The 12560-nt window shown below is 60.1% G+C and carries 9 protein-coding genes; 8 read left to right on the forward strand and 1 reads right to left on the reverse strand.

All coding sequences use genetic code 11. The features are described from left to right. Nucleotides 1-26 precede the first annotated feature (26 nt). Nucleotides 27-1328: a phosphopyruvate hydratase gene (gene eno / locus WMO46_RS03290; RefSeq protein ID WP_019151478.1), complete on the forward strand. Its 1302-nt coding sequence runs from the start codon at nt 27-29 to the stop codon at nt 1326-1328. Between the two features lie 251 nt (nt 1329-1579). Then, nucleotides 1580-2950 (forward strand): tyrosine-type recombinase/integrase, encoded by a 1371-nt coding sequence (locus WMO46_RS03295; protein WP_349093782.1) that lies wholly within the window; start codon nt 1580-1582, stop codon nt 2948-2950. Nucleotides 2951-3179: 229 nt separating this feature from the next. Here WMO46_RS03295 and WMO46_RS03300 read toward each other — a convergent pair whose 3' ends face one another. After that, nucleotides 3180-4082, reverse strand: a complete 903-nt coding sequence (locus WMO46_RS03300; RefSeq protein WP_083871115.1) for a helix-turn-helix domain-containing protein — start codon at nt 4080-4082, stop codon at nt 3180-3182. 300 nt (nt 4083-4382) lie between these two features. Between WMO46_RS03300 and WMO46_RS03305 the strand changes: the two genes are divergently transcribed. The 6 genes from WMO46_RS03305 to fimD all read left to right on the forward strand — a co-directional run bounded on the left by WMO46_RS03305 (nt 4383) and on the right by fimD (nt 12539). Next, nucleotides 4383-4958: a DUF3575 domain-containing protein gene (locus WMO46_RS03305; RefSeq protein ID WP_026076683.1), complete on the forward strand. Its 576-nt coding sequence runs from the start codon at nt 4383-4385 to the stop codon at nt 4956-4958. A 13-nt stretch (nt 4959-4971) separates the two neighbouring features. Further along, nucleotides 4972-6465, forward strand: coding sequence for a DUF3868 domain-containing protein (locus WMO46_RS03310; protein ID WP_349093783.1), 1494 nt, complete (start codon nt 4972-4974; stop codon nt 6463-6465). A 65-nt stretch (nt 6466-6530) separates the two neighbouring features. Beyond that, entirely contained in the window at nt 6531-7673 is a 1143-nt protein-coding gene (locus tag WMO46_RS03315) for a hypothetical protein (protein ID WP_129651523.1), read from the forward strand. Between the two features lie 88 nt (nt 7674-7761). Then, a complete protein-coding gene (locus WMO46_RS03320) occupies nt 7762-8661 on the forward strand; it encodes a FimB/Mfa2 family fimbrial subunit (protein ID WP_044118768.1) in 900 nt (299 codons plus the stop codon). A 12-nt stretch (nt 8662-8673) separates the two neighbouring features. After that, entirely contained in the window at nt 8674-10275 is a 1602-nt protein-coding gene (locus tag WMO46_RS03325) for a fimbrial protein (protein WP_276715225.1), read from the forward strand. 44 nt (nt 10276-10319) lie between these two features. After that, complete coding sequence (gene fimD, locus WMO46_RS03330; protein WP_349093784.1) at nt 10320-12539, forward strand: fimbrial tip adhesin FimD; 2220 nt, start codon at nt 10320-10322, stop codon at nt 12537-12539. Nucleotides 12540-12560 lie beyond the last annotated feature (21 nt).

Raw genomic sequence — 12560 nt, forward strand, 5'->3', positions numbered from 1 at the left:
CACATATTATTCAAACCATTACAACTATGCAGATTGTAGAGATTCATGCAAGGGAGATCCTCGACTCACGAGGCAATCCGACCGTCGAGGTCGAAGTACGGACTGTATCGGGCGCATTCGGCCGCGCTGCCGTTCCGAGCGGCGCATCGACCGGCGAGAACGAGGCGCTCGAACTTCGTGACGGCGACAAGAGCCGTTACCTGGGCAAAGGCGTGCTCAACGCCGTGAAGAACGTCAACGAGGTGATCGCCCCGGCCATCATCGGCATGAACGTCGCCGATCAGGTGGGCATCGACAAGGCCATGATCGCCCTCGACGGCACCCCGACCAAGTCGAAGCTGGGCGCCAACGCCATCCTCGGTGTGTCGCTGGCCGTGGCCCGCGCCGCCGCCGACTACTTCGGCATGCCCCTCTATCGTTATATCGGCGGTTCGAACGCCAAGACGCTGCCCGTTCCGATGATGAACATCATCAACGGCGGTTCGCACTCGGACGCCCCGATCGCATTCCAGGAGTTCATGATCCGTCCCGTAGGCGCCGCTTCGTTCCACGAGGGCATCCGCATGGGCGCCGAGGTGTTCCACAACCTTAAGAAGGTGCTCCACAACCGCAACCTCTCGACGGCCGTAGGCGACGAGGGCGGTTTCGCTCCCGCGCTCAACGGCACGGAGGACGCCATCGAGTCGATCATCGAGGCTATCAAGATGGCCGGCTACAAGCCCGGCCGCAAGTGCGAGGGCGGCGACGTGTCGATCGGCATGGACTGCGCTTCGTCGGAGTTCTTCGAGAACGGCGTTTACGACTACACCAAGTTCGAGGGTGCGAAGGGCGCCAAGCGTTCGTCGAAGGAGCAGGTCGAGTACCTGAAGGGCCTCGTTGCCAAATACCCCATCGACTCGATCGAGGACGGTATGTCGGAGAACGACTGGGAAGGCTGGCAGATGCTCACCAAGGAGATCGGCGACAAGTGCCAGCTCGTGGGCGACGACCTCTTCGTCACGAACGTGGACTTCCTGAAGAAGGGCATCGAGATGGGCTGCGCCAACTCGATCCTCATCAAGGTAAACCAGATCGGTACGCTGACCGAGACGCTCGACGCCATCGAGATGGCTCACCGCGCCGGCTACACGTCGGTGACGTCGCACCGTTCGGGCGAGACCGAGGATTCGACGATCGCCGACATCGCCGTGGCTACGAACTCGGGCCAGATCAAGACCGGTTCGGCTTCGCGTTCGGACCGTATGGCCAAGTACAACCAGTTGCTCCGCATCGAGGAGGAGCTCGGCGACGAGGCTATCTACGGCTACACGAAGGTATACCGCAAGTAATCTGCGGACCGATCAGAGAGAACCGGATGTCCCGACGGGGCATCCGGTTTTTGTTTTCGCCGGGCTGGCCGGCGTTTTCGGCGTGCGGCCGCTTCCGCGGGCGTTCCGCACGGCTCCGTCCGTTCTCCGCCGGCGGACGGCGCCGGGTGAAAAGTTTCGGCCGGGAGCTTTCTACGGGTCGCATCCGGCAAACTATTTGTTTCAAAATGCCATCTTTGCGGTTACAGCGAAACCAGTTAAAAGAAGGCATTATGAACATAGGAAACGATCCGAAAAAACGATTGAACATGAGTATCAAGCCGATGCTCAACATTCGCCCCGGCAGCCCCGACGGACGCTATACGCTCGTCATTCAGCTCATACTCGAAAGACGCCGCGGCGTGCTCTTCACGCCGTACCGCCTGCTGCCGGAGGAATTCGATCTCCGGAAACGCAAGGCGGTCGCCGTCAACCAGCGCAAGACGCACATGGCGCATATCAGGGATGTCAACGCCTTTCTGGAGAAACAGCGGGAGGAGATCGCGCGCATCCTCGCCGAATTCGAACGGGACGGAAAACCCTTCACCGTCCACGATATTACTTCGGCTTACCGCCGGCGATACGACAACCGCTACGTGCACACCTTTTTCCAGCATCAGATCGCGGAGCTGATCAAGGAGGGTTCGCAGGGTACGGCGAACAAATACAATGCGACGCTGGTGGCTTTCGAGAAGTTCGCCGGCAGCCGCCGGGTCCACTTCGACGACATCGACGAGAACCTGTTGTTGGATTTCGAACGGTATCTGCATCAGATTCCGCTGCAACCCAACACGGTATCCTTCTACCTGAGCAATTTCCGGGCGCTGTATAACAAAGCCCAGAAACGCGGGTATGTGACCCGCAGCCGGTCGCCTTTCGATGCCGTGCCCATCCGCATCGGGAAGACCCGCAAGCTGGCCGTCAGCGAGGAGATGCTCCGCAAGGTCGCCGACGCCCGGTTCCCGGATTCCGAGAAGCTGACCTGCGCCCGGGATCTGTTCATGTTCAGCTTCTACTGCCGGGGAATGTCGTTCGTGGATATGGCCTATCTGCGGCAGGAGGATATTCACGGAGGGATGATCTACTACCGCCGCCGCAAGACGGGGCAGACCTATACGGTCAAGATCATTCCGGAGGTGCAGGAGATTCTCGACCGCTATCGGGATCGCTGCTTTCCGTGGGCGCTGCCCGTGATGCTCGACTTCGACGGAGAGGGCCGTTTGCGGCCTCTCGTATACGAGGGCGCGACGGCGGAGGACCGCAAGCGCTTCGAAGCGCGGTTGTATCTGCGCTATAAATACAACCTGTCGCATTATCTGCGCTTTTACCGGGATATGAGCAAAAAACTGGAACTGCCCGTCAAACTGTCGTTCAACGTCGCCCGCCACAGTTGGGCCAGTCTCGCGCGCAAGCACGGCGTCTCCGTTTCCGTGATCAGCGCGGGACTGGGGCACACTTCCGAAAAGACCACGCAAATTTACCTCGACGAACTGGACAACAGCACCGTGGACGCTGCGAACGCTATGGTGGCGGGACTGCTGAAAGCTCCGGCTCCGGATCGGGGAAAAAGGGCGGAGAAAAAGTTGAAATCAGCGAAAAAATAGTATTTTTGCTATCGGACCGCAGCTCTTGTGTTTCACGGGGATGCGGAAAAAAATACGGTCTTTTCGGAAAAGACTGTGGGGGCTTCTTTTTCTTGCGGCTTTGAGCTGAATCCGTCTCGAATTCCCGGTGCAAAGATACGGGAAAAATATGAATGTGAATTTACCCCCCCCCTGACCGGAATCGGACATTCTTATATCCCGTTTATGCCAAAAGCGCATTTCTAACCCGTTATCGGTCAGAGATGTGCTTCGTTCTTAATTCGGCGGGCGTGCAATTCAGGTGGCGCTGGCAGAATCGGTAAAAAGCAAGATAACTGCTGAAGTCGAATATGTGCATCAGCTCTTCGTTGCTTGTGATTCCGTTGCGGACCGCCTGTTCTATTTCCGAGGCTTTTTGTTTCATCCTCCATTTGTGATAGGACTCGTGGAATGCCTCCCGGAACTTGCGGGTAAAGGTCCTTCCGCTCATGTGTCCCATTGCCGCCATGTCCTCGACGGTTTTGGCCTGGCGGTAGGAACTCAGGACGAAGAGCGTGAAATCGTCTTTGGGTTTCAGGACATCGCGGAAGAAACAGCCCAGACGTTTGTCGCCGTATAGACATATCATCATCAGGTACAGTTCATGTTCCTTGACGATGTGATAGCAGGGAATGTGCAGCCGGTGCGGGTCGAATGCCGGTTCCAGCCCGCGAAGAAACGACAGCAGCTCCGGGACGATCTCCAGCACGGGAGAGAACGACTCCATGCCGCCGCTCTTCACGGCAACGTGGGCCAGAATGTCGTTGTGGCAAAATATGATCCGGTTATTGAAGTCGAGGGCGATGACCTCGCTCTCGGTTTGTGCCATTACCGTCGCAGTCCTGCTTTTTGCGAGGAATATGCACTGGCCCCCGGAAAGGTAATGGTTGTCGCGGCTGTCCATGCAGACGTGGATATGCCCCGAAAGCAGAAACAAAATCCGATGCGAACGATGGGCTGCGCCGGGCAGCCAATGGCGCTCTTGGAGCCTCGTCTTCGAAAACCTGGCGGAAAAACGGTCGTTGTCATAGGAGCATTCCGCGCAACCGACAGGGCAGTTGACCGTGCGGAGCGCTTCGCATGCGTCGTGGGCCGCGTTTGATGGCTGTTTCATCGTTATCCTTTTTGGTCTGACTTCTATTTCGCTGAATTATAGCATTTTGTATTTATGGTTTCATCCCGTGTGACAATATTCGCAATGATTAAGCGATTCCTTGCGGAATGTATCGCTTAATAATTTGATTCTTAGTAGTATATATCGGAGCCCCTGCATCCGACAGTCTTTTCCGAAAAGACTGTCGGACATGATCTGTTCGTCCGGCGCGTTTTGTGGCATTCGGCTGGTTTGTCTTTTCCCGGCGTTACCGGGCGGAAAGGTGTCGTCTGTTGTCGTATGATGCAAATAAATTCATCTATGAGGAAACTTCTTATCCTATTGTTTCTATCGTGCTGTTCGGCAGGTCCGGCTGCTGCGCAGCGGTTCGGAGTCAAGACCAATGCGCTGCATTGGGCGACGGCCGGAACGCTCAATGCGGGCCTCGAAGCCGGCCTGGGCAAGCGGACCTCGCTCGAACTGACCGGCGATTACAATCCCTGGACGCTCGACAGGGACGAGAACCGGAAACTCAAATTCTGGTCGGTGATGCCGGAGTTCCGCTATTGGCTCTGCGAACGCTTCAACGGCCATTTTTTCGGCCTGCACTCCGGCTACGGCGAATACAATATCAGCGGTGTGCGCATCCCTTTCCTGAAAAAGTCCGTGAAGGACCACCGCTACCAGGGCTGGGCGACCGGACTGGGCATCTCTTACGGTTACTCGTGGCTGCTGGGCCGGCGCTGGAATCTGGAGGCGACCGTCGGTGCGGGATACGTCTATACGAATTACGACCGCTACGAATGTGCGACCTGCGGCAAATTCCGCGGGACGGGCGACCGGCATTATTTCGGACCGACGAAAGCCGGCATTTCCATCATATACATCATAGATTAGGAGGGACGACGCGATGAAGCATATCTTTTACATATTGTTGGTTGTGCTGGCATACGGCCCGGTCCGGGCGTATGCCGGAAAAACCGGAAAGACGGTGAGCTATCTTCCGGTGATCGGGATGAAGGATCAGGAGGTGCGGAAGAACGGACGCAGCGTGGAGCTGACGATGGTCGTCGATCTGAGCGGTGCGCGTATCCGGACCCAGCATACGGTGTCGCTGACCCCTGTGCTGGTCTCCCGCGACGGACGGCGCGAGGCGGCGTTTCCGCCGGTCGTGGTGGACGGCGGCACGCGCAGCAAGGTCTACCTGCGCGCACAGCGTCTGAAGAGCGTGGAGCTGCCGCCCTGCCATGACGGGTGGGCGGAGGTCGTCATCCGCCGCAGGAACGGCACGGAGCAGACCTACGACTATGCGGCCGCGCTGCCTTACGAGCGGTGGATGCTCGACGGACGGGTGGAGCTGCGCGAGGAGGTTCACGGATGCGTGAACTGCGCTTCCGGCGAGTCGGAGCAGGAGCTCATGTCGGACGTATTGCCCGGATTCGTGCCCGAATACCGCTTCGCGGCGATTCTTCCCGAGCCCGAACCGGTGAAAGCCCGTGCCGAAACCCGTACCGCCCGGCTGCAATTCCGCCAGGACAGCTATACGATCCTGCCGGAGTTCAGGAACAACCGGGCCGAGCTGGACACGGTGTCGAACTCGATCCTGCTCGTGAAGCGAAACGGCGACGTGGAGATCACGGGAATCTACATCACCGGTTATGCCTCGCCCGAGGGGTCGGAGGCGCATAACCTCGTGCTTTCGGAGAACCGCGCCAAGGCGCTCGCCGGGTATATCCGTCGTCACGACGGCATCGCCCCCGAACTGCTGCATGTCGAATGGCGCGGCGAGGACTGGGACGGGTTCGTCGAGGCATTGGACGACTATCCGCAGCTGCTGGGGCTCGACCGCATCCGCGAACTGATTGCGAAATACCCCGGCAACCGGGACTATTGCGAGCTGGCATTCCGCCGGCTGGAGCCCCCGGCGATCTACCGGCGGCTGTTGAACGAGGTCTATCCCCCGCTGCGGCGCAACGAGTACAGGATCGAATACAACGTGCGCAATTTCGATCTGGAAGAGGCGCGGCGGATGATCGGCGAGCGGCCCGACCTGCTGAGTCTGGAGGAGATGTACAAGGTCGCCGGGTCCTATGAAAAGGGATCGGCCGGGTACGAGCGGGCGATGGAAACCGCCGCACGCTGCTACCCCGATCGGCCGGCCGTGCTGAACGACCGGGCGCTCGCGGCGCTCGGGCGGGGCGATGCCGCCGCTGCGATAGGCATGCTGGAGGAGTGCGGCTTGTCGGAGAAACACCCCTCGCTGCTCAATACGCTCGGCGTGGCCTACGCCCGCAGCGGCGAGGTGCGGAAGGCCGAGGAGGCGTTCCGGCGCGCCGCGGGGCAGGGGTCGGACGAGGCGCGTCACAATCTGGAACAGCTCCGGCTGGTCATCGACCAGCTGTGATCCGCGACCGGAAATCGGAGATAACGGACATTTCAATATTCACATTCATTAATTCCATTCGTATTATGAAAATCAAAAACTATCTGGCTCTGACCCTTATGGCGGCGGTGTCGTTCGCGGCCTGCGATAAGGGGGAGAACGGCGCGGACGGCGACAAGTCGCCGAAAAGCGTGACCCTTACTTTGTCCAATGTCGTGCCCGGAACCCGCGCTGCCGATGATCCCGTGGCCGGCGACAGCAAAGTGACGCTCAACGATTTCCAGGTGTTCTTCGCCGAGAGCGACGGGACGCTGGTGAAAGGCAAGACGTTGCAGAACACGGATGCGGAGCACTATTTCGCGGTCGCCGATTTCAAAGACGAGAACAAAGTGTTCCATTTCCTGCCCGCCGAGGTGACCAAGGTGATCGTCGTGGGCAATCTTTCCGAAGATTTGAAGACGGCCCTGGCTTCCGCCGGGAGCACCGACGACCTGAAACGTACGCTGACGGTCGCTGCCGAGCAGGACGATGCGAATCTCGCCCTGTACGACGAAGTGGAGCTGACTACGGTCGTGGGCGAGGACTCCGCCGGACACCCGCTTTACAAGGCTGCGATGGTGCTCGAACCCCGCGTCGCACGTATCGAGGTGGTCGGCTTCGAGTACAAGGCCGAGGTGGACGATGCCACGCAGGCGGAGAAAGAGCGTCTTTACGAGAGCATTCAGGTCGAGCAGATCGTGCTGAACAACTACTACGGCCAGGCCGAGTTCGTGACGGGCGCCGTTTCGGGGGCTAAGACGAATACGACGATCGACGCCGGTTCGGTGTTCGGATTCTTCGCAAATGCCGCGAGCGACTGGACGAACGATAAGCTGGACGGCACGAACCTGCCGGCAGTCAATCTGGACGAGGCGGCGGGCTACAAGATGGCGTACGGGGCTGCCGCCAAACGTCCGGCCTACCATTTCTTCCCCGACGCTGCCAAAATCGCCGGAGACGACCATCCGCAGCTCGTGGTGAAGCTGACCGGGACGAAGGCCAACGGCGACAAGGCCGCGCTCTATCTGGCTACGAAGGGTTTCTCGCCTGCCGTGACCTCCGACGTTGCCAAGATCTATCAGGTGAAATTCGAATTCGACGACGGCGATCTGGCGAATCCGCAGAAATGCGTCGAGGTCAGCGTGGATGTCGTTGCCTGGGATGTCGTACCGGTCATCGCCCAGCTCTGAGATTTTTCCATCGGCATTTTCACGGGGGAGGGCCGGGGCCGCTCCGCCTCCTCCCCCGTACTTTTTACGGACGAAAAACATACGGACTATGAGATTCAGAATTTTCGCTTTGGGCCTGTTGCTCGCAGGGGCGGCTGCGTCGTGTATCCGGGAGGACATGAGCCAGTGCCGCAATGCGCACGAACTGGTGCTGAGCTACCTGGGGGACGGGAAGACCGAGATATTCGGCGATAAGATCTGCCGGGTCGAGATGTATGTTTTCGATGCGATGAACAGCTGCGTGGCCGATTTCGTCGTTCCCGCCGGCCAGGTCGCGGCCCGCACCGCGGAGCTGCCGCCCCTCGCGCCCGGCGATTACCGGGTGGTGTGTCTGGGCAACACGCACCACACGAAGACCGTGAATCTTTCGGCCGGAAGTTTCGATGCGATCCGCTTCGCCGACGCGGATTATGTGGACACGGGCGCTGCGTCGGGCAACGACTCGCTCTACTATGCGTCGGTGCCTGTCACGGTGACCGGATTCACCGGAAAAGAGGGGGATCGGACCACCCTCGTGCCCTTCGTCTGCTCCCACTACGATCTGTCGGTCGAAGTGGCCGGCATTCCCCGGTCCGATGTCAGAGCCGGCCTGCTGCCGAAGCTCGAAATCTGCGGTGTCGCGCCTTGCACCGACTTTGAGAACCGCGTATGCGGAGAGGCGGCCGACTATACGCTCGAAACCAGGTACGATGCCGACAAGATGCTGTTGACCTCCGAGACCAATATCATGCGGCATACGAATCACGAGGCGGTGAGCGTCTGCCTGCGCACCGCTTCGGGCGAAAGCACTTTCGTCGAGGTCAATCTCGCGGAGTTCCTGGCCGAGCATCCGGCCATAGATTGTTCGAAACAGGAGGTGCTGATTCCGATCCGCATCGAATTCACCTCGGCGGGTGTCGAGGTTTCGGTGCCGGACTGGTTCGTTCAGGAGGTGAAACCCGAATTTTAAGCGATTACGACCATGCGTAAAGTCAGATATCTGTTGCTTGCGGCGTTCGTCGCCGCCTGTTGCGGCGGGGCGGTGTCCGGCTGCGGAAAAGAGGACGCGGACTCCGATTCTGCCGGGAAAAAGAGAGTCTCGGTGCTGATGAAGGTCGGCACCCGCAGCGTCGATGCGGCGGACGGAACGCCGACGGACGCGGAGGCGGCTCTGCACACGCTTCGCGTCTATGCCTTCATCGGCGACGAGCGCGTCGGTTATTATTACAGCGACGGCGGCCTTGAGGCATCCGCTGCGTTCCTGATGGATATGACCCTGAAATCGACATCCGGTCAGAAGGTGGATTTCTATGTCGTGGCCAACGAGGCGGCGATGGTGACCCTCGGCGTCAGCGGCGGCCTGTCGGAGACGACGACTCCCGCGCAGCTCAGGCAGTTCCGCTTCACGCAGCTCGACCTTTCGAAGGGGCTGCCGATGTACTGCATGACGACGGAGACGATCGACGTTGCCACGGACGACCCGAACAATCCTCCCGCCGAACCGGGGCACGAAGGCCATACGCTGCTGGCGCAGAAGCTCGAATTCGAACTCCGGCGGCCCGTGGCGAAGCTGGGGGTTTTCGCCGCCAAGCGTCCGGGCGAGGCGGCCGAACTGCGCATCACCGGACTGACGATGCTGGAGCAGGGCACGCGCATGCACAACTACCTGATGCCGCAGGATCGTGCGGTGCTGGAGCAGGTGCAGTCGATGTCGGCGCCCTTGGAACTGGACCCGGTCACGGCGGCGGTCGGCGAACTGACGGTTCCCGCGACCGCGACCGAGGAGGAGGCCCGCCGGAATCCGGCCAACTACACGCCGGTGCTCGACACGCCGTTCTACCCCTTCGAGAACCCGTGGGGCAACGGCGGAAGCTGGGACATCCCGGGCGACGAACAGGGCAATGTGCTGAAGATCGACTACGAGTTCGGGGGCGAGAGCCGCACGGGGCTGATCTTCCTGCCGGCGATGGAGCGCAACCGCTACTATACGGTGTGCTGCCTGATCAGCAACACGGGCAAATTCACCGTGGAGTACATGGTGGCCGACTGGGAGGAGGGCGATTCGTGGGACGACCTGATCTTCGATTACCCCTCCTACACCAATCCGCTTTCGGCCGAACCGACCGCCTCGACGGTGCCCGCAGAGGCCCCGACGATCTTCTATAATCCCGATTACGACCCTTCGGATGACGACACGTTCGTCGAGGGGGCGCTTGAGGCGCAGGGGAGCTGTTCGTTCTTTTTCCAGCTGTCGGCCCCTTCGGGGCAGGTCTGGACGGCGACGCTGCTCGATGTCTCGGCGGCCGACTATTCGGTGACGGTCTATGACGCCGCCGGCCGGAAGACGGATATTCCGGAGGCGTCGGACGAGTTCTACCGGATCGTCGTGCGCGCGCTGAACGACGATCCCGCCTATGTGGGCCGAATCATCCGGCTGGGGATCGCCTACACGCCGACATGGGAGGGCATGGGCACGGGCAGTTTCCTGCTTATCAACGGCTCGGACGGCGACATCAAATGGCCTTGCCACTCCGACGGCCGGCAGGTCCCCGAATTGATCGAGATCAAACAAGTTGCTAATTGACCGGGTAGCGAACCGGATACCCGGGACTAAACAATTCAACGACGATGAAACGTATTTTATCCTATTGGGCGATCTTCTGCTGCGCGGCGTGCGGCCTCGCGGCCTGCGTGCAGGACGACGATCCGGCGGATGCGGCGGGCGGCGACAGCATCCGCCTCGGCGTTTCGGGGATCGAACGGATGACGCGCGCCGAATCCACCGCCGTCGAGTCGCGCGTCGATCGGCTCGACGTGCTGATATTCGATGCGGCGGGCGTGAAACGGCACTACGAGCGGGTTTCGGCCGGCGGCGTGAGTCAGGGCGTGGTGACGCTCCGGGCCAGGCGGACCGATTTCGAGGCGAATGCGGACTACTGGGTCTACCTGATCGCCAACACGTCGCACCCCGAAGCGGATTTCGAGGCGCTGACTACGCGCGAGGGGTTGCAGACGATGACGCAGCGGGATGCGAACATCCACATGACGGGGCTCCCGGAGGTGCAGAATGCCCCCAAAGCGTTTCTGATGGACGGCATCGCCTATCCGAAGGGCGCTTCGGCCGAACCCGCGGCGCCGGCGCCCGTGAAGCTGTACGACGGAGTCCGTTCGAACGACACCGAACTGATGGTGACGCTGCGGCGGGCCGCCGCCAAGATCGTGGTGCGCATCAGGAAGGGCGCGAGCATCACGTTCGACGACTATGAGGCCGCGGCGGGACACGGCTGCGGCTACTACCTGCGCAACATGCCGATCTCGACCTCGCTCGTCGCCGAAGCGCAGCAGAATGCCGAGGTGGCTACGCCCGGCAAGAACAGCGCCGGCTATTTCCAGTGGGGCATCGACGACGACAAGAGCTTCATCGGGGAGGTGCGCGTCACGGCCTATGCTTACAGCCACGACTGGGACGGCCGGAGCGCCCTCGACTGGGAACCCCGTCTGGTCGTCAACCTGCCGATGTGGTACCACGGCAGGGAGGGAGAGCCCGGGTACAATCCCGATAGGGAGGATGACAATTTCCATGCGAACAGCTACTACCAGATTCCGATCTGCCGTCCGTCGGTGAAACGGCTCGAACGCAACCGCTGCTACGAGGTGACCGTCGAGGTGAATGCCGCGGGGGCCACCGATGCGTCGGAACCGGTCGAGCTGGGCCCGATCCGCTATTCGGTCCGGGATTGGGAGGAGCAGACGATCGGCATCGGCGGCGAAACCGAACGTCCGCACTACCTGATGGTGAATACCGATTCGATGGAGATGCACAACATGGCCGACGATGATACGACGCTCGAATTCGCATCGTCGTCGAAGGTGACCGTGACGCCTGTCGAAGCCTGGTATTTCGACAAGAACGACGACCGGCAGTCCGTCGATGTCGGCAGCGCCGGAATCACGGCGACTCCGGACGAGGGGCTGTCCGGGCATATCAAAGTGCACAGCCCGGTGCCGACGAACAATGCGCCGCGCTATGTCAAATTGAAAGTGGAAAACGAGGACGGCTCCCAGCCGCGCGAGATCGTCATCGTCCAGTATCCGCTGGAATACATCACCAATATCCACGGCTGGTATTCGTACCGCGACGATTTCAACGGCGGCAGGACGAACTGGGAGTATCTGGACGGCATTCCGGCGGAGGAGGTGGAGGGGCAGTCCTACGATTCGCAGCAGTTCTCATCCGAGAAGCGGACGACTTCCAACAGCCTTTTCAAATCGAAAGCCGTCGATAACAGCGGAGGAATCAGCCGCTATGCCTGGGAGCAAAACAGGTCGGGATGGTGGAATCCTTCCTACACCTATCGCCGGACGTTCGACAATGTCGATAACAACGATAATTTCCGCATGTACCATGTCCGGATCACGGCTTCGTCGGGCGAATATACGCTGGGGCGTCCGCGGCTGAATGACGAGGGCAATACGGACCGGAGCTCCGAGAATTCGGTGATCGTATCTCCCTCGTTCCTGATTGCTTCGCAGCTGGGAACTACCTCTGCGACCAGTGCGAGAGCGACCGCCGAAGAGCATTGCAAACAGTATGTCGAGGTCTATAAGACCAGGGACGCATCGGGGAAGGAGGTCACGAGGAGACTGACCGACTGGCGTCTGCCGACGCACTACGAGGTGGGGATCATCCTCAGATTCCAGAACTCTTCCGCAGCTATGGACGAAGTGATGTCCGGCGATTATTATTGGTCGGCGAGCGGCCGGGTGGCCCGGGCTGACTGGGAAAATCTGCCGGAAAGCGGTTCCGCTAACATCCGCTGCATTCACGATGCGTATGACATCGAATAGGAATCATAAAAGTCAACTGAC

The organism is Alistipes intestinihominis (assembly GCF_040095975.1).
Taxonomy (GTDB): Bacteria; Bacteroidota; Bacteroidia; order Bacteroidales; family Rikenellaceae; genus Alistipes; species Alistipes senegalensis.